Raw genomic sequence first — 18,503 nt, 5'->3', positions numbered from 1 at the left:
TTGTCAGCGACCTCAATTTTCCCGTCGCGCTGAGTCAGGCTGTTTAATGGTCTGAAACTCAATTTGTTTCTGTGTGCCCACCGAACTGTCCGATATTTTAAGCATTGGGAGTCCCGGTCATGCTGAGCGCATTTCAACTGGAAAATAACCGACTGACCCGGCTGGAAGTCGAAGAGTCACAACCCCTTGTAAATGCAGTATGGATTGATCTTGTCGAACCGGATGACGACGAGCGACTGCGCGTACAATCTGAACTTGGCCAGAGCCTGGCAACCCGCCCGGAACTGGAAGACATCGAAGCATCGGCGCGTTTCTTTGAAGACGATGACGGCCTGCATATTCACTCCTTCTTCTTCTTTGAAGATGCGGAAGATCACGCCGGTAACTCTACTGTAGCATTTACCATCCGCGATGGTCGCCTGTTTACCCTGCGTGAGCGTGAGCTGCCTGCATTCCGTCTGTATCGTATGCGCGCCCGTAGCCAGTCAATGGTTGACGGTAACGCCTACGAGCTACTTCTGGATCTGTTCGAAACCAAAATCGAACAGCTGGCGGATGAAATTGAAAACATCTACAGCGATCTGGAGCAGTTGAGCCGGGTGATTATGGAAGGGCGTCAGGGCGATGAGTACGACGAGGCACTCTCCACATTGGCAGAACTGGAAGATATCGGCTGGAAAGTTCGCCTGTGTCTGATGGATACCCAGCGCGCGCTCAACTTCCTGGTGCGTAAAGCACGCTTACCGGGTGGGCAACTGGAGCAGGCGCGTGAAATCCTGCGAGATATCGAGTCCCTGCTGCCGCATAACGAATCCTTGTTCCAGAAGGTGAACTTCCTGATGCAGGCGGCGATGGGCTTTATCAACATCGAGCAGAACCGCATCATCAAGATCTTCTCGGTGGTATCCGTAGTGTTCCTGCCGCCAACGCTGGTCGCTTCCAGCTACGGGATGAACTTTGAGTTTATGCCAGAGTTGAAGTGGAGCTTCGGCTACCCGGCAGCGATTATCTTTATGATCCTCGCGGGCCTGGCACCGTATCTGTACTTTAAGCGGAAGAACTGGTTGTAATATGAGTGCCGGATAAAGCTATTTTTTATCCGGCTTATTTCTAAAAATTGTCTTTTTTAAAGTCATGCGGATTGAAAACTCGTTCTATTTTATTTTCTTGTGTTAATTGATACTCAGTAAAATCGTTAATACCAATATGAGTGTTACGATAAAGGTATTCATTAATAACCATTAAGTAATTTTTCACGATGCAATTATCATTGCTCTTAATCGTTGGGAAACAGTAGAGATCTTCATACGGCCCTTCGATATATTTTTTATAGTCAGTGAAGCCATTACCGATATCAATGACATACCAGGTATGCCAACTACCTTCTGGTAGGAGATGTTGATTTTTAATTTCATTCTGATGCTTCAGATACCAATTTATTTTATCGCTGTCAGTCCATGGCAGATGATCAACGACCAGAAAGACTGAGTTGCCAGCATCAGAGTATGTATACAAAATCTGTACAGGACGCAATGTCCATAAATTATAGATGCAGCATAGAAGAAATAAACATAATATAATTTTCTGGAGTTTGCTTTTCATAGATAATTTTCGATTCTTTCGATAGTGTTAAAATTGGTGAAAAAAGGTTTGAAAGCAAAGTCTTTATGCCGTTGTAAAAAGAACCATATGCGAAAAAATCTATATTTGCTGTAAGTATTGTTTTTGATATCAGGTACATCAAGACCGAAGTGGTCCTGTGCTACAAAATGAATTGTCGCACTCCATCCTATAGCGTATTTTTGAAAACTTAAAAGAGATATTTTTTGAGCTGAAATATCATGAACACTGACTCCTAAGCCATTAAAACTGTCCTCGAAGTCATTAAATTTATTTAGTCTTGATGAAAGTAATTTGGTTTTAATGCTTTGCAGGATAAGAGGTTGGTATCCTGTCGAGGGAGTTGAATTAATGCCATTTTCGATACATTCTCTGATTATTCGTATTGGACTATTATAATCATATTTATTTATTTTTTCATGAAAAGATAAGTTTAATTGTTGGCTATGAAAATTGCTGCCATTTCCATATCTAAAATGTTCAATCAGATCTTCGATAAGCGTTTTGTATTGTCCAAAAAAGGAAAACATTTTTGCTAGATCTTTCATTTCTGCAAATAAAATATCAATGCATTCACTTTTTGATATTTTTGTTCCGGAACTTGGGGCACTAAAAGCACCATCAATAGAACCTGGTCCAGGAAAATGGTATTTAATAAGTCGGTAAGGATCAACTTTTTCTGAGATATCGCTTAGGCCGAGTGAGAGAAAATCTTGTTCTACCATATCACCATATTGCATATCGTCAGCAGAAGAATCATCGAATAAAGTAATAGTTTCGAAAAGTGTAAAAGGAATATTAATTGATGGATGTAATGTGTTATTCATTTGCATTTACCTTGGTTATATTTAGGCTCAATATCAATTCGAGAACAAATGCTAGGGTAAAAAAATATTTAAAAAAGAACTTTGCTTCACATTTTTTCATTACATTATGAAGAGAACATCGTTAATGATTGGTCTTACTCATTGTTAATAACAAAATGCTGAATTTACCGATTAGGAAACTTTTTCCTACGCGGATTGCCCTCCAGCTATGGCATGAACTTTGAGTTTATGCCAGAACTGAAGTGGAGCTTCGGCTACCCGGCAGCGATTATCTTTATGATCCTCGCGGGCCTGGCACCGTATCTGTACTTTAAGCGGAAGAACTGGTTGTAACTATACGATGTCGCTGTGAGTAAGTTAGTGTGCTGACAGCGACACTTTAGCCGAGGGAATCGCAGATAACATAATTGTAGTGAATAATACCCATGCCATGTTGAGTTGGACACTTAATGAATCACAACTCACCCCTTCTATTACAGCATGAACAATAGAAAACAGTGTCAAACTCAATGAAATCAATACGAAATATATTGCCTTACACCCAGTATCTCTTATTCTTTTAGCTCCGATATTGATATTCACATACGTATTAGTGATGACCAGAATAAAACTTAAAGCCAGGTTGATATCATTCAAAGTTATTAATATCGACCATGATGTTAATGTGTAGATTATGAACTGCAAACGTGATAAACGCTCAATCCTGGATGGGTATAATATATTTTTAATACATGATTTAAACATTTTTATATTGTTTTGTATATGATTGGTTTAAGGGTATATACATTATTTAGAATATATAGCTTGCTATATCTATGCAATAGGGCAGCCTTTGTATTGATAACTATACAGTAGTAATTTAGAGTGTGTAAGTTTTTATTGAGTGGAACTATATTTAATTAAATATAATTAAATAATATTTGTTTCTGTGAATGATATTTTTAGTGAATGGATTCTATATGGAAAATGGTAATTTTTGGCAGTTGTTCTTGGGTAAAGAACCTTACAGCAGAAAAGCAGATTTTGTTAAGGCATGGTTATTGTGGTGGGTTATTACTCTCCTCATTCTATTTATTTTAAGTCTGGCAACGACATTAAGCTTAAAAAGTATAGGCTTAGGGTTATGCTTTGGATTTTGTCAAATAATAGGAAGATATACGACTTCTCTTGGATTGAGTAAGTTCTGGGGGGTGTTAGGTGTGTTTCCAATAACAAATATTGTTCTTTTTGTTATCTTATTGTTTCTCAAAAAAAGATAGTTAAACCACTGGGTAGACCCATTAAAATGGATCTACCCAAATGAATCTATTAACTTTTTCTACGCTGCGTATAAATTGCATCCATCACAAAAATTGCCAGCGCCAGCCAGATAAAGGCGAAGGTCACCATTTTATCCGCCCCCGGTGTTTCACCATAAAACGTCACTGCCAGCAGGAACATCAGCGTCGGGCCAATGTACTGGAAAAAGCCTAACGTTGAGAGACGCAGGCGTGTCGCAGCTGCAGTAAAACACAACAGCGGTACGGTAGTGACAATACCGGCGGCTATTAGCAGTAAATTCAGTGACATCGGGTTTTGCCCCATATGGCTGGTAGAACTGTCGGCAATAGCAAACAGGTAAATCGCCGCCACGGGTAGCAGCCACATGGTTTCGATTAACATGCCGGTTTGAGCTTCAACGGCAATCTTCTTGCGTACCAGGCCGTAGAAGGCAAAACTAAACGCCAGCCCCAGCGCGATAATAGGTAGCGAACCAAAAGTCCAGAGCTGGACCAGTACGCCACAAATTGCCAGAATCACTGCCAGCCATTGCATTCGGCGGAATCGCTCGCCGAGGAAAATCATCCCCAGCACAATGTTCACCAGCGGGTTAATAAAGTAACCAAGGCTCGCTTCCAGCATATGGTGATTGTTCACCGCCCAGATAAACAGTAGCCAGTTGCCGCCAATCAGCACAGCAGAGACTGCCAGCATAAATATTTTCTTCGGCGTCTGAATCAGGGTTTTTAAATAAGACCACTGGCGGCTGATGCTCATCAACACCACCATAAAGAAAAACGACCAGATTACACGATGCGTCAGGATCTCATCGGCGGGCACGTAGTAAATCAGCTTGAAGTACGCTGGGGCGATACCCCAAATAAAATAAGCGGCAAGAGCGAGTAATACGCCCTGCCGCGTTTGTTTTGCATCCATCGGGAATACTCATTTTTAATTGGTAACAGCAGTTTACCTGCTTTTACGTCTACTCTAAATAATTCGAGTTGCAGGAAGGCGGCAAGCGAGTGAATCCCGAGGAGCTTACATAAGTAAGTGACTGAGGTGAGCGAACGCAGACGCAGCACATGCAACTTGAAGTATGACGAGTATATTCAACCCACCATATAGGTGGCGGTAGCACTGGCAATATAAAGCTGTTCTTCATTATGCAGTTCAACGCGGGCGACGGCGACTTTATTACCCGCACGCAGCAGGCTACTGGTAGCTGTAAAACGCTCGCCTCTGCCTGGACGTAGATAATCGACGCGAAGATCAATTGTCCCCATCCGCGATAGCCGCTGGCGCAGTTCATCCTCACTGATGGTTTCGTGGCGGGTTAAGGTGCTACCTACACACACCAGACCCGCGGCGACGTCCAGCGCCGACGCAATGACCCCACCGTGCAAAATGCTTTGCGCCCAGTTACCAACCATCATCGGCTGATTTTTAAAGGCCAGCTGTGCAAACTCTTTTTCGTAACGCTCCAGCTCCATCCCCAATGCGCGGTTAAATGGCATGTGATAAACAAACATTTCACCCACTAATTTCAGGGCTTGTTCGGCGGTCAGTACGGTAGACATATCATCCTTACACTTCATTGGTTAATGAAATGTTGATTTTATGCTTCTTTGTTGTTGGTTTCTACTTTAGGAAGGGATAACTAACGGCAATTGAGTTAAGTATGTAAAATAGCCCGCAGAAAAAATATTCATCTAATCAATAATTCGTTACGGAGAACACGATCGATGCGGACTCTACTGGGCTGCTTGTTGCCGGTGTGTATGCTGCCGATAGTGGCAAATGCACAAGAAGCAACGGTGAAAGATGTGCATGATGCGCCTGCAGTACGTGGCAGCATCATCGCCAATATGTTGCAGGAGCATGACAATCCTTTCACCCTTTATCCTTATGACACCAACTACATCATCTATACCCAAACCAGCGATCTGAATAAAGAAGCGATTGCCAGTTACGACTGGGCAGAAAACGCGCGTAAGGATGAAGTAAAGTTCCAGTTGAGCCTGGCGTTTCCGCTGTGGCGGGGGATTTTGGGACCAAACTCTGTACTGGGCGCTTCCTACACCCAGAAATCCTGGTGGCAGCTTTCTAATAGCGATGAGTCATCACCGTTTCGTGAAACTAACTACGAACCGCAGTTGTTCCTCGGTTTTGCCACCGATTATAGTTTTGCTGGCTGGACGCTGCGCGATGTGGAAATGGGCTACAACCACGACTCAAACGGACGTTCAGACCCGACTTCCCGTAGCTGGAACCGTATCTACACCCGCCTGATGGCAGAGAACGGCAACTGGCTGGTGGAAGTGAAACCGTGGTATGTGGTGGGTAATACGGACGATAACCCGGACATCACCAAATATATGGGTTACTACCAGCTTAAAATTGGTTATCACCTCGGTGACGCTGTGCTGAGCGCGAAAGGGCAGTACAACTGGAACACCGGTTACGGCGGCGCGGAGTTAGGCTTAAGTTACCCGATCACCAAACATGTGCGTCTTTACACCCAAGTCTACAGCGGCTATGGCGAATCGCTCATCGACTATAACTTTAACCAGACCCGCGTCGGTGTGGGAGTTATGCTAAACGACCTGTTCTGATGCGAGTTGATTGAAAGGCAAATCTGGAATCCAGCATCCAGGATTACCCTCTCAGAGACTAAAAGCATTGCAGTTTCTCGCGCAGGCGCTGAAAATAGCGCCTGTTTTTATTTCAGGCAATCGGGGTGAATGTGGCGCAGGCGGAAGTGTTGAATCTGGAGTCAGGAGCTAAGCAGGTTTTACAAGAAACCTTTGGCTACCAACAGTTTCGCCCTGGTCAGGAAGAGATTATCGACACCGTACTTTCCGGTCGCGATTGCCTGGTCGTCATGCCAACTGGCGGCGGAAAATCCCTGTGCTATCAAATCCCTGCATTGTTATTGAATGGCCTTACTGTCGTTGTTTCACCACTGATTTCGTTGATGAAAGATCAGGTGGATCAACTGCAAGCCAACGGCGTGGCGGCGGCGTGCCTTAACTCGACGCAAACCCGCGAGCAGCAGCTTGAAGTGATGACAGGCTGCCGCACCGGACAAATCCGTCTGCTCTATATCGCGCCGGAACGCCTGATGTTGGATAACTTCCTTGAGCATCTGGCGCACTGGAATCCTGTCTTATTAGCCGTTGATGAAGCGCATTGTATTTCCCAATGGGGCCACGATTTCCGCCCGGAATATGCCGCGCTCGGTCAGCTGCGTCAGCGTTTTCCGACGCTGCCGTTTATGGCGCTAACCGCTACCGCCGACGACACCACGCGCCAGGATATTGTGCGTCTGCTGGGGCTAAACGATCCGCTGATTCAAATCAGCAGTTTTGACCGTCCGAATATTCGCTACATGCTGATGGAGAAATTCAAACCTCTCGATCAGTTGATGCGGTACGTGCAGGAACAGCGGGGAAAGTCCGGCATTATCTACTGCAACAGTCGGGCGAAAGTAGAAGACACAGCCGCGCGTCTGCAAAGTAAAGGAATTAGCGCGGCGGCGTATCATGCCGGCCTGGAAAATAATGTTCGCGCCGACGTGCAGGAAAAATTTCAGCGCGATGACCTGCAAATTGTGGTGGCGACCGTGGCATTCGGCATGGGCATCAACAAGCCTAATGTCCGCTTCGTGGTGCACTTTGATATTCCACGCAATATCGAATCCTATTATCAGGAAACCGGTCGCGCCGGGCGTGATGGCCTGCCTGCGGAAGCGATGCTGTTTTACGATCCGGCTGATATGGCGTGGCTGCGCCGTTGTCTGGAAGAGAAGCCGCAGGGGCAGTTGCAGGATATCGAGCGCCATAAACTCAATGCGATGGGCGCATTTGCCGAAGCGCAAACTTGCCGCCGTCTGGTGTTGCTGAACTATTTTGGCGAAGGTCGTCAGGAACCATGTGGTAACTGCGATATCTGCCTCGATCCCCCCAAACAATACGATGGTTCAACCGATGCGCAGATTGCCCTTTCCACTATTGGTCGCGTAAATCAGCGGTTTGGTATGGGCTATGTGGTGGAAGTGATTCGCGGCGCCAATAACCAGCGTATCCGCGACTATGGTCATGACAAACTGAAAGTCTACGGCATGGGCCGTGATAAAAGTCATGAGCACTGGGTGAGCGTGATCCGCCAGCTGATTCACCTCGGCCTGGTGACGCAAAATATTGCCCAGCACTCCGCGTTACAGCTGACAGAAGTCGCGCGCCCGGTACTGCGTGGCGAATCCTCTTTGCAACTTGCCGTGCCGCGTATTGTGGCGCTCAAACCGAAAGCGATGCAGAAATCGTTCGGCGGCAACTATGACCGTAAACTGTTCGCTAAATTACGCAAACTGCGTAAATCGATTGCCGATGAAAGCAATGTCCCGCCGTACGTGGTGTTTAACGACGCTACCTTGATTGAGATGGCGGAACAGATGCCGATCACTGCCAGCGAAATGCTCAGCGTTAACGGCGTTGGGATGCGCAAGCTGGAACGCTTTGGTAAACCGTTTATGACGCTTATCCGCGCGCATGTTGACGGCGACGACGAAGAGTAGTCAGCGGCATAAAAAAGTGCCAGGATGAAGATTCCGTAAACGTTTTCCCCGCGAGTCAATTGTATGTTGATGTTATTCCTCACCGTTGCCATGGTGCACATCGTGGCGCTTATGAGTCCCGGTCCCGATTTCTTTTTTGTCTCTCAGACCGCTGTCAGTCGTTCCCGTAAAGAAGCGATGATGGGTGTGCTGGGCATTACCTGCGGCGTTATGGTTTGGGCAGGGATTGCGCTGCTTGGCCTGCATCTGATTATCGAAAAAATGGCCTGGCTGCATACGCTGATTATGGTAGGCGGCGGCCTGTATCTCTGCTGGATGGGCTACCAGATGCTGCGTAGTGCACTGAAAAAAGAGGTGGTTTCTGCACCAGCGCCACAGGTTGAACTGGCAAAAAGCGGACGCAGTTTCCTGAAAGGTTTACTGACTAATCTCGCCAATCCGAAAGCGATTATCTACTTTGGCTCGGTATTCTCATTGTTTGTCGGCGATAACGTCGGCACCACCGAACGCTGGGGCATTTTCGCGCTGATCATTGTCGAAACGCTGGCATGGTTTACCGTCGTTGCCAGCCTGTTTGCCCTGCCGCAAATGCGCCGTGGTTATCAACGTCTGGCGAAGTGGATTGATGGTTTTGCCGGGGCGTTATTTGCTGGATTTGGCATTCATTTGATTATTTCGCGTTGATGCCAGACGCGTCATCAGAGTAAGTCGGATAAGGCGTTTACGCCGCATCCGACATTATTTTTTAAGCATGTCTCGCCGATGCCAACAGCGCTCCCACCAGCATAAACAGCGAGCCGAAAATCTTATTCAATGCCTTCATCTGTTTCGGCCCTTTTATCCATAACGCGATCCGTTGGGCGAGGGTGGCGTAACCGATCATCACAATAATATCGACCACAATGGTGGTGACGCCGAGCACGATATACTGCATAACTTGCGGTTGCTGCGGCATGATGAATTGCGGAAATAGCGCTGCCAGAAACACAATACTTTTAGGATTGGTGAGATTCACAAACACGGCCCGTTGGTACAGATGACGCCGTGATTGGGTCGGGGTCAGCGATTTAAGGTCAATTGCACCAGCGGCGCGCCATTGCTGGACTCCCAGCCAAATCAGGTAAGCCGCTCCCGCCCACTTCAACACTTCAAACGCAATCACTGAGCGGGAAAATAGTGTCCCCAATCCCACGCCAACCAGCACGATATGAATCGCCAGCCCGGTTTGCAAACCAGCAATAGACGCCACTGCACCACGATAGCCGTGGTTAAGGGAAGTGGTCATGGTATTGATTGCGCCAGAGCCTGGCGACAAGCTTAAAATGATCGATGTCAGCAGGTAGGCAAACCACCATTCTAAAGTCATGATGAACTCCCGGTGTGTCTATTTTTGTGCCACAATACGCTACTGTCGCAGCGTTGTGTCAGGCACGCTTAAAAAAACGATTTTACGTGGTTTAAGAGGCAGATTACCCGATGTTTCAGCAGCAAAAAGACTGGGAAACAAGAGAAAAAGCGTTTGCTGCTTTTACGATGGGGCCACTGACCGACTTCTGGCGTCAGCGGGACGAAGCAGAGTTTATCGGCGTGGATGACATTCCGGTGCGTTTTGTCCGCTTTCGCGCTCCGCACCATGATCGGGTGGTCGTCATTTGCCCGGGGCGTATTGAGAGCTACGTAAAATATGCGGAACTGGCCTACGACCTGTTCCATTTGGGGTTTGACGTATTAATCATCGACCATCGCGGGCAAGGGCGTTCTGGTCGTCTGTTAGCCGATCCACATCTCGGCCATGTTAATCGTTTTGATGATTATGTTGATGATCTGGCGGCGTTCTGGCAACAAGAGGTCCAGCCAGGTCCGTGGCGTAAACGCTATATACTGGCCCACTCGATGGGCGGCGCAATCTCCACTCTGTTCCTGCAACGCCATCCTGGCGTGTGCGATGCCATTGCACTGACCGCGCCAATGTTCGGCATTGTGATTCGCATGCCGTCATTTATGGCGCGGCAGATCCTAAACTGGGCCGAAGCGCACCCACGTTTTCGCGATGGCTATGCGATAGGCACCGGGCGCTGGCGCGCCTTGCCGTTTGCCATCAACGTGCTTACCCACAGCAGGCAGCGATATCGGCGCAATCTACGCTTCTATGCTGATGACCCAACAATTCGTGTCGGCGGGCCGACATACCATTGGGTACGTGAAAGTATTCTGGCCGGAGAACAGGTGTTAGCCGGAGCCGGTGATGACGCCACGCCAACGCTTCTCTTGCAGGCTGAAGAAGAGCGCGTGGTGGATAACCGCATGCACGACCGTTTTTGTGAACTTCGCGCCGCCGCGGGCCACCCTGTAGAAGGAGGTCGACCGTTGGTAATTAAAGGTGCGTACCACGAGATCCTTTTTGAAAAGGACGCAATGCGCTCAGTCGCGCTCCACGCCATCGTTGATTTTTTCAACAGGCATAACTCACCCAGCGGAAACCGCTCTACAGAGGTTTAAATTTCTTATGTACCAGGTTGTTGCGTCTGATTTAGATGGCACGTTACTTTCTCCCGACCATACGTTATCCCCTTACGCCAAAGAAACTCTGAAGCTGCTCACCGCGCGCGGCATCAACTTTGTGTTTGCGACGGGGCGCCACCACGTCGATGTGGGGCAGATTCGCGATAATCTGGAGATTAAGTCTTACATGATTACCTCCAATGGCGCGCGCGTTCACGATCTGGATGGCAATCTGATTTTTGCTCATAACCTGGATCGCGACATTGCCAGTGACCTGTTTGGCGTGGTCAACGACAACCCGGAGATCATTACTAACGTTTATCGCGACGACGAATGGTTTATGAATCGCCATCGCCCGGAAGAGATGCGCTTTTTCAAAGAAGCGGTGTTCAATTACGCGCTGTATGAGCCGGGATTGCTGGAACCAGAAGGCGTCAGCAAAGTGTTCTTCACCAGTGATTCCCATGAAAAACTTCTGCCACTGGAGCAAGCGATTAACGCTCGCTGGGGTGATCGAGTCAATGTCAGTTTCTCTACTTTGACTTGTCTGGAAGTGATGGCTGGCGGCGTTTCAAAAGGCCATGCCCTGGAAGCGGTAGCGAAGAAACTGGGCTACAGCCTGCAAGATTGTATTGCCTTTGGCGATGGAATGAACGATGCCGAAATGCTGTCGATGGCGGGTAAAGGCTGCATTATGGGCAGCGCGCATCAGCGCCTGAAAGATCTGCATCCAGAACTGGAAGTGATTGGCACTAATGCCGAAGACGCGGTGCCGCATTATCTGCGTAAACTCTATTTATCGTAATCGTTCTTTATTTAGCCAGTTGTCAACCTGATACTTCGCTACAATGGATACTCGTTAATCAAAGAGTTTTCCATTGTGGCGCTACTTATCATCACCACGATTCTGTGGGCCTTCTCCTTTAGCTTTTATGGCGAGTACCTTGCGGGGCACGTCGATAGCTATTTTGCGGTGCTGGTGCGCGTTGGCCTGGCTGCACTCGTTTTTCTGCCGTTTCTGCGCACCCGTGGCAATAGCCTGAAAACGGTCGGCCTGTATATGCTGGTGGGCGCGATGCAGCTTGGCGTGATGTATATGCTGAGTTTCCGTGCTTATCTCTACCTGACGGTTTCCGAGTTGCTGTTATTTACCGTGCTGACGCCGCTCTACATCACGCTGATTTATGACATCATGAGTAAGCGCCGTCTGCGCTGGGGATATGCCTTTAGCGCCTTGCTGGCGGTGATTGGTGCCGGAATTATTCGTTACGATCAGGTCACAGACCATTTCTGGACCGGCCTGCTGCTGGTGCAACTCTCCAATATCACTTTTGCCATCGGCATGGTGGGTTACAAACGCCTGATGGAAACTCGCCCGATGCCGCAGCATAACGCTTTTGCGTGGTTCTATCTCGGCGCGTTCCTGGTGGCGTTGATTGCATGGTTCTTGCTGGGAAATGCGCAGAAAATGCCGCAAACCACGTTGCAATGGGGCATTCTGGTGTTTCTTGGTGTGGTGGCTTCCGGGATTGGCTACTTTATGTGGAACTACGGCGCGACGCAGGTGGACGCCGGAACGCTGGGCATTATGAATAATATGCACGTTCCGGCAGGGCTGCTGGTAAACCTGGCTATCTGGCATCAACAGCCGCACTGGCCAACGTTTATTACAGGCGCGCTGGTGATCCTGGCCTCACTGTGGGTGCATCGTAAGTGGGTCGCTCCGCGCTCTTCACAAACGGCAGATGATCGCAGGCGTGATTGCGCGCTGAGCGAATAAACGCTTCCGTAATCGGCTGACGCTGCTCGCCATCGCGCACGGCGGCGTACAGTCGGCTCCATAATCCCTCGCCCAGGGTTTTGGTGACCACCAGACCCTGGCGCTCAAAACTCTCTACTACCCAATGCGGCAGGGCGGCAATGCCCATCCGCGCAGCAACCATCTGAATCAACAATAAGGTGTTATCGACGCTTTTCAGTGACGGGCTGACGCCTGCCGGCTGAAGAAAATGCCGCCAGACATCCAGTCGGCTACGCTGCACCGGATAAATCAATAGCGTCTCGCTGGCGAGATCTTCCGGCGTGATACGCGTTTTCGCCGCCAGTGGATGGTCAGGTGCTAACACCAGACGCACTTCATAATCGAACATCGGCGAATAATGCAGTCCACTGCGCGGCAGAATATCGGACGTCATCACCAGATCCAGCTCGCCCTGTTGCAACGCGGGCTGCGGGTCAAACGTCACGCCCGATTTAAAGTCCATCTCGACCTGCGGCCAGTTCTTATGAAAGTTTTCTAACGCGGGTGTCAGCCACTGAATACAGCTGTGGCACTCGATGGCGATGCGCAGGCGTGTCTGCTGCGGTTCATTGCAGGCTTGCAGCGCCTGGCTGATTTGCGGCAGTACCTGGTTTGCCAGTTGTAGCAGGATTTCCCCCTGCGGTGTAAAGCGAAGCGGCTGGCTCTTACGCACGAATAGCCGGAAGCCAAGACGTTGTTCCAGATCGCTAAACTGGTGAGACAGGGCGGATTGCGTCTGATGCAACGTCGCCGCAGCGGCTGCGAGCGAGCCGCAGTTCCGCAACGCTTGTAGCGTTTTCAGGTGTTTTACTTCGATCATGAAAGTCCTTCACTTCGGCATGAATAATTTGCGCTTGAGGAATATACAGTAACTGGCAAATATGGATGTGTAAACATCTGGACGTCTAAATACTAAAAATTCCACAAGGGGCATATAATGACAATTCTTAATCACACCCTCGGTTTTCCTCGCGTTGGCCTGCGTCGCGAGCTGAAAAAAGCGCAAGAAAGTTATTGGGCGGGGAACTCCACGCGTGAAGAACTGCTGGCAGTAGGGCGTGAATTACGTGCTCGTCACTGGGATCAACAAAAGCAAGCGGGTATCGACCTGCTGCCGGTGGGCGATTTTGCCTGGTATGATCATGTTCTGACCACCAGCCTGCTGCTGGGTAACGTTCCGGCGCGCCATCAGAATAAAGACGGTTCGGTGGATATCGACACCCTGTTCCGTATTGGTCGCGGACGTGCGCCAACAGGTGAACCTGCGGCGGCGGCAGAAATGACCAAATGGTTTAACACCAACTATCACTACATGGTGCCGGAGTTCGTTAAAGGCCAGCAGTTCAAACTGACCTGGACGCAGCTGTTGGAGGAAGTGGACGAGGCGCTGGCGCTGGGCCACAAGGTGAAACCTGTGCTTCTGGGGCCGGTTACCTATCTGTGGCTGGGTAAGGTGAAAGGTGAACAATTTGACCGCCTGAGCCTGCTGAACGACATTCTGCCGGTTTATCAGCAAGTTCTGGCAGAACTGGCAAAACGCGGCATTGAGTGGGTACAGATTGACGAACCGGCGCTGGTGCTGGAACTGCCGCAGGCGTGGCTGGACGCGTATAAACCTGCTTACGATGCACTGCAGGGGCAGGTGAAACTGCTACTGACCACCTATTTTGAAGGTGTAACGCCAAACCTCGACACGATTATTGCGCTGCCTGTTCAGGGTCTGCATGTCGACCTCGTTCATGGCAAAGATGATGTAGCAGAACTACACAAGCGCCTGCCTTCTGACTGGCTGCTGTCTGCCGGGCTGGTCAATGGTCGTAACGTCTGGCGCGCCGACCTCACCGAGAAATATGCGCAAATTAAGGACATTGTCGGCAAACGTGATTTGTGGGTGGCATCTTCTTGCTCACTGCTGCACAGCCCTATCGACCTGAGCGTGGAAACGCGTCTTGATGCAGAAGTGAAAAGCTGGTTTGCCTTCGCCCTGCAAAAATGTCATGAACTGGCGCTGCTGCGCGATGCGTTGAACAGTGGTGATACGGCGGCTCTGGCAGAGTGGAGCGCCCCAATTCAGGCGCGTCGTCACTCAACCCGTGTGCATAACCCGGCAGTAGAAAAGCGTCTGGCGGCGATCACCGCCCAGGACAGCCAGCGTGCGAATGTCTATGAAGTGCGTGCTGAAGCCCAGCGTGCGCGTTTTAAACTGCCAGCGTGGCCGACCACCACGATTGGTTCCTTCCCGCAAACCACGGAAATTCGTACCCTGCGTCTGGATTTCAAAAAGGGCAATCTTGACGCCAATAACTACCGCACGGGCATTGCGGAACATATCAAGCAGGCCATTGTTGAGCAGGAACGTTTGGGACTGGATGTGCTGGTACATGGCGAGGCCGAGCGTAACGACATGGTGGAATACTTTGGCGAACACCTCGACGGTTTTGTCTTTACGCAAAATGGTTGGGTACAGAGCTACGGTTCCCGCTGCGTGAAACCGCCGATTGTGATTGGTGACGTTAGCCGTCCGGCGCCGATCACCGTAGAGTGGGCGAAGTATGCGCAATCGCTGACCGACAAACCGGTGAAAGGGATGCTGACTGGTCCGGTGACCATTCTCTGCTGGTCGTTCCCGCGTGAAGATGTCAGCCGTGAAACCATCGCCAAACAGATTGCTCTGGCGCTGCGTGATGAAGTGGCGGATCTGGAAGCGGCTGGAATTGGCATCATCCAGATTGATGAACCGGCGCTGCGCGAAGGTTTACCGCTGCGTCGTAGTGACTGGGACGCCTATCTCCAGTGGGGCGTAGAGGCTTTCCGCATCAACGCCGCCGTGGCGAAGGATGAAACGCAGATCCACACTCACATGTGTTATTGCGAGTTCAACGACATTATGGATTCGATTGCGGCGCTGGATGCTGACGTCATCACTATCGAAACCTCGCGTTCCGACATGGAGTTGCTGGAGTCATTCGAAGAGTTTGATTATCCGAATGAAATCGGTCCAGGCGTCTATGACATTCACTCGCCAAACGTACCGAGCGTGGAATGGATTGAAGCCCTGCTGAAGAAAGCGGCAAAACGCATTCCGGCAGAGCGCCTGTGGGTCAACCCGGACTGCGGCCTGAAAACGCGCGGCTGGCCAGAAACCCGCGCGGCACTGGCGAACATGGTGCAGGCGGCGCAGAATTTGCGTCGGGGATGATGAATATTAACGAGTCACTGTAAATTACAGCACAATAATGGCTTCCAGCACTGGAAGCCATTTTGCTATGTGTGCTGGGTATTAAAGGATTCTCAGGAACAGAAAATTAATTGCGGATTTCTTAAATATTCCATGCACCACTGGCAGGCTTTGCCCATACCATCGGAACGAGCGGCAAGAAATAACTTGGTGGCGTGTTTATGTTCGCGCATTGGCTTTTTAAGCAATTTACCGCTGTTTAATAATGGCAATGCCAGATGATGTGGAATATAGCCAATACCGACGTTTTGTTCTATTAAGGCGATTGCCGTAGCGAAGTCAGGAACAAAAATGGGTTTTTGTCCTTCCAACAGCCAGGCTTGCATCGGGGGAAAGTTAACGGAGGTATCGCGGATACAAACCGCCGGATAATGACGCAATTCACTGTTTTCTAATGGATGCCGCTTCGCTGCCAGTGGGTGGAGTGGGCTGACGACAAAATCCCATTCCATTTGTCCGATCGGTTCGCTAATGATGCCTTCACTGCTTGGCACTGCATGAGGAGCACCGTAGATCAGATCGGCACGCTTACTGTACAGAGCATCCCAGCAGCCGTTGTATACCTCAAGATCAACCGTCAGCGTTGTTGATGTGAATTGCCGTTCAAAATCACGAATAAATGCCACCAGCAAATCACCAGGAATAATATTGTTCACAGCAATTGTCAGTTCACGTTCAATACCATCGTGAATCAACACTGTGTTGCGCTTTAACGCCTCCAGATCGCCCAAAATAGTTTTGCTATGTTCGATGAAATAACTCCCCGCCGGGGATAATTCAATATAGCGTCCCTTACGAATGAACAGCTCAACGCCCAGACTCTCTTCTGCTTTCTTAATGGTGTAACTGATGGCGGAAGGTACTTTATTTAACTGCTCGGCTGCGGTGGTAATGCTCTGGTGTCTGGCGACCAGATGAATAACACGAAGCGTTTCGTCAGAGATGAACATAAGGCTCCCTGGTCAGTGGTAAAACGGCTGAATCTCTCCAGATCCAGCCGTAATTATTGCTTTAGTATACCCAGGAACTAGCTGCGTTGACTTACCCGGCTGAGAATCGCATACGCGATACATGCCACCAGAATGGAGTCCACCGAAGGGATCGTCGTCAGGGTGAATAAACCTTTTACAGTCATAAAGCCAACCGCTGCGCCTATGATCCATGCCGCGAATGTCAGCACTTTAATCTGTGACTCCTGGGCTAACACTGACTCTTGATAGCCATTACGGCGATAAAGGAAAAAGTCAGCGATATAAATTCCGGCAACGGGTGGCGTGGCGATACCGAGGAACAGCAGGAACGGAATAAACCACGCCATAATATCCAGACTGCCTACGATGGCGGAAAGGATACCCAGCGCCACGGTAATCTGCCATTTGGGAAAGCGGGTAAGCAGCGTGGAAACCACCAGCGTGCCCTGGAACATATTGCCCGCGTTACCGGTGACGCAGGCGAAAATCAACAACAGTGCCGCAGGCAGAACGGCGCCGAATACCGCCATCGCGCCCAGTAAAGAGCCCTGACCGCTAATGGCGCTCGGCGTTGCACCCGCCCAGTAAAGTAGAGGGTAGGCAACCAGAAACGTCATGCCTGCGGCGATCAGCGCATGTTTGCGGTTATGCACAAAACTACCGAAATCAGGCAATGTGGCAACCAGCACAATAATCGTACCAACAACGGTGGAAACGGCGACACCCGTATTCATCTCCGCTATCGCCGCTGGTGCTGCCACTTCAGTATGGGTTGCAACGTAGAGGATATAACACAGCACCAGCGCGATAACCGGCACGGCAACCTGAGCAATTTTCCCCAGAACGGCGAAACCAAATGCTGTAGAGGCGACAAAAATGACACAGCCTGCCGCCACTAACAGTGCCAGTGGAACTTCCAGCCCATGCTGAGCCAGTAAGTCATGTATCGAATGACCAAACATATTGGCGGTAACGGCAATCCAGCCGAACAGACTTATCGCCATCAAAATGTTAATAGCGACGGCTCCTTTCTCACCAAATGAATATTTCACAATGCCATACGTTGGCAGACGGGCTTTTTCTCCAACGCTAATGGTGATGGCAGAAAGTAAGGTCAGAATGACGCCGCCTAACAATACGACGCTAATTAAACTGCTGCTGGAAAGTTGATTACCAAGGCTTGAGGATGACAACAGCACAGGTGTAACCGCAATACCTAGCAAAATCATGGCAATACGCAATCCTGATGCCGTATTCAGACTCTCTTCTTTTTTACGCATAGTATGTTCCCTTTATAAATGCGTGTTACACAGTATGAAAATGCCCGGTGTATTTGCGCCAGCTACCCAGTTCTGTAATTTCCCGTTGGCCTTCTGTGAGCCAGTTTTCAGCCAGTACACCGAGCACTTCGCTACCATCGGCAAGTTTGATTTTGCCAATTGCCAGCCCGGCAGGTTCGCTCATTAACAGCGCGGCAAAACTGGCCAGCGGTAGTTGCCAAATTTCTACGTCGACGTGTGTTCCACCTTCATTCACGCGAATCATTCCTGGATGGCGATCGTTAATACTCCACAGCCGGTAATGGGCGTCAGTTCTGTCTTCACGGACAAAAATGCCGCCCGCTTTTTGCATATTTGGGTTAAGTTCCAGGCCGCGCATCAGTGTTCCGTTAACGGCTAAAAGCGTTGTAGTCATTATGTTCTCCAGA

18 protein-coding genes and 1 pseudogene are annotated in these 18,503 nt (G+C 49.4%); 10 read left to right on the top strand and 9 right to left on the bottom strand.

Going from position 1 to position 18,503, the window contains the following annotated elements:
• Positions 1–119: 119 nt before the first annotated feature.
• Positions 120–1,070 carry a magnesium/cobalt transporter CorA gene (gene corA, locus FEM44_RS09595; RefSeq protein ID WP_130209436.1) on the top strand — a complete coding sequence of 317 codons (951 nt, stop codon included), beginning with the start codon at positions 120–122 and terminating at the stop codon, positions 1,068–1,070.
• Positions 1,071–1,110: 40 nt separating this feature from the next.
• Here the strand turns inward: corA and FEM44_RS09590 are convergent, their stop codons facing one another.
• Entirely contained in the window at positions 1,111–1,602 is a 492-nt protein-coding gene (locus tag FEM44_RS09590) for a DUF943 family protein (RefSeq protein WP_135523401.1), read from the bottom strand.
• Positions 1,599–2,447, bottom strand: coding sequence for a YPO3983 family protein (locus FEM44_RS09585; protein WP_138158980.1), 849 nt, complete (start codon positions 2,445–2,447; stop codon positions 1,599–1,601). The genes FEM44_RS09590 and FEM44_RS09585 overlap by 4 nt, the downstream gene beginning before the upstream one ends.
• Before the next feature lie 201 nt (positions 2,448–2,648).
• On the opposite strand from FEM44_RS09585, the pseudogene FEM44_RS09580 reads away from it, so the two are divergent.
• Both FEM44_RS09580 and FEM44_RS09570 read left to right on the top strand, forming a co-directional pair.
• Positions 2,649–2,780 (top strand): annotated as a pseudogene (locus FEM44_RS09580) (CorA family divalent cation transporter); the annotation flags it as partial.
• Between the two features lie 626 nt (positions 2,781–3,406).
• The gene (locus tag FEM44_RS09570; protein ID WP_135523403.1) at positions 3,407–3,706 is read left to right on the top strand and encodes a hypothetical protein; all 300 of its coding nucleotides are present in this window, start codon (positions 3,407–3,409) and stop codon (positions 3,704–3,706) included.
• A gap of 49 nt (positions 3,707–3,755) precedes the next feature.
• On the opposite strand, the gene rarD is transcribed toward FEM44_RS09570, so the two are convergent.
• Both rarD and yigI read right to left on the bottom strand, forming a co-directional pair.
• Positions 3,756–4,643 (bottom strand): EamA family transporter RarD, encoded by an 888-nt coding sequence (gene rarD / locus FEM44_RS09565; RefSeq protein ID WP_135523404.1) that lies wholly within the window; start codon positions 4,641–4,643, stop codon positions 3,756–3,758.
• 176 nt (positions 4,644–4,819) lie between these two features.
• Complete coding sequence (gene yigI / locus FEM44_RS09560) at positions 4,820–5,287, bottom strand: acyl-CoA thioesterase YigI (RefSeq protein WP_135523405.1); 468 nt, start codon at positions 5,285–5,287, stop codon at positions 4,820–4,822.
• A gap of 165 nt (positions 5,288–5,452) precedes the next feature.
• Between yigI and pldA the strand changes: the two genes are divergently transcribed.
• The 3 genes from pldA (at position 5,453) to rhtC (ending at position 8,967) form a co-directional block, all read left to right on the top strand.
• Complete coding sequence (gene pldA / locus FEM44_RS09555; RefSeq protein WP_064530557.1) at positions 5,453–6,322, top strand: phospholipase A; 870 nt, start codon at positions 5,453–5,455, stop codon at positions 6,320–6,322.
• A 131-nt stretch (positions 6,323–6,453) separates the two neighbouring features.
• Positions 6,454–8,283: an ATP-dependent DNA helicase RecQ gene (gene recQ / locus FEM44_RS09550; RefSeq protein WP_135523429.1), complete on the top strand. Its 1,830-nt coding sequence runs from the start codon at positions 6,454–6,456 to the stop codon at positions 8,281–8,283.
• Between the two features lie 63 nt (positions 8,284–8,346).
• A complete protein-coding gene (gene rhtC, locus FEM44_RS09545) occupies positions 8,347–8,967 on the top strand; it encodes a threonine export protein RhtC (protein ID WP_000928845.1) in 621 nt (206 codons plus the stop codon).
• A 61-nt stretch (positions 8,968–9,028) separates the two neighbouring features.
• On the opposite strand, the gene rhtB is transcribed toward rhtC, so the two are convergent.
• The gene (gene rhtB / locus FEM44_RS09540) at positions 9,029–9,649 is read right to left on the bottom strand and encodes a homoserine/homoserine lactone efflux protein (protein ID WP_064530559.1); all 621 of its coding nucleotides are present in this window, start codon (positions 9,647–9,649) and stop codon (positions 9,029–9,031) included.
• A 110-nt stretch (positions 9,650–9,759) separates the two neighbouring features.
• Here rhtB and pldB point away from each other — a divergent pair, with 110 nt between their 5' ends.
• The 3 genes from pldB (at position 9,760) to bioP (ending at position 12,565) form a co-directional block, all read left to right on the top strand.
• Positions 9,760–10,782, top strand: a complete 1,023-nt coding sequence (gene pldB / locus FEM44_RS09535; RefSeq protein WP_135523406.1) for a lysophospholipase L2 — start codon at positions 9,760–9,762, stop codon at positions 10,780–10,782.
• A gap of 7 nt (positions 10,783–10,789) precedes the next feature.
• Positions 10,790–11,590 (top strand): sugar/pyridoxal phosphate phosphatase YigL, encoded by an 801-nt coding sequence (gene yigL, locus FEM44_RS09530; protein ID WP_064530561.1) that lies wholly within the window; start codon positions 10,790–10,792, stop codon positions 11,588–11,590.
• 75 nt (positions 11,591–11,665) lie between these two features.
• Positions 11,666–12,565 carry a biotin transporter gene (gene bioP / locus FEM44_RS09525; RefSeq protein ID WP_135523407.1) on the top strand — a complete coding sequence of 300 codons (900 nt, stop codon included), beginning with the start codon at positions 11,666–11,668 and terminating at the stop codon, positions 12,563–12,565.
• On the opposite strand, the gene metR is transcribed toward bioP, so the two are convergent.
• Positions 12,453–13,406: an HTH-type transcriptional regulator MetR gene (gene metR / locus FEM44_RS09520; protein ID WP_000573618.1), complete on the bottom strand. Its 954-nt coding sequence runs from the start codon at positions 13,404–13,406 to the stop codon at positions 12,453–12,455. The two genes, bioP and metR, sit on opposite strands and share 113 nt — an antisense overlap.
• A 117-nt stretch (positions 13,407–13,523) precedes the next feature.
• Between metR and metE the strand changes: the two genes are divergently transcribed.
• The gene (metE, locus tag FEM44_RS09515) at positions 13,524–15,785 is read left to right on the top strand and encodes a 5-methyltetrahydropteroyltriglutamate--homocysteine S-methyltransferase (protein WP_135523408.1); all 2,262 of its coding nucleotides are present in this window, start codon (positions 13,524–13,526) and stop codon (positions 15,783–15,785) included.
• 92 nt (positions 15,786–15,877) lie between these two features.
• Here metE and FEM44_RS09510 read toward each other — a convergent pair whose 3' ends face one another.
• The 3 genes from FEM44_RS09510 to FEM44_RS09500 form a co-directional block, all read right to left on the bottom strand.
• Complete coding sequence (locus FEM44_RS09510) at positions 15,878–16,774, bottom strand: LysR substrate-binding domain-containing protein (RefSeq protein ID WP_135523409.1); 897 nt, start codon at positions 16,772–16,774, stop codon at positions 15,878–15,880.
• Positions 16,775–16,851: 77 nt separating this feature from the next.
• Positions 16,852–18,075: a cytosine permease gene (locus FEM44_RS09505; protein WP_135523410.1), complete on the bottom strand. Its 1,224-nt coding sequence runs from the start codon at positions 18,073–18,075 to the stop codon at positions 16,852–16,854.
• Positions 18,076–18,100: 25 nt separating this feature from the next.
• Entirely contained in the window at positions 18,101–18,490 is a 390-nt protein-coding gene (locus tag FEM44_RS09500; protein ID WP_000214035.1) for an allophanate hydrolase-related protein, read from the bottom strand.
• Positions 18,491–18,503: the final 13 nt, after the last annotated feature.

It is taken from the genome of Escherichia sp. E4742, from assembly GCF_005843885.1.
Taxonomy (GTDB): domain Bacteria; phylum Pseudomonadota; class Gammaproteobacteria; order Enterobacterales; family Enterobacteriaceae; genus Escherichia.
Note: the sequence above shows the minus strand (reverse complement) of the source record. Positions and strands in the feature narration are given on the sequence as shown.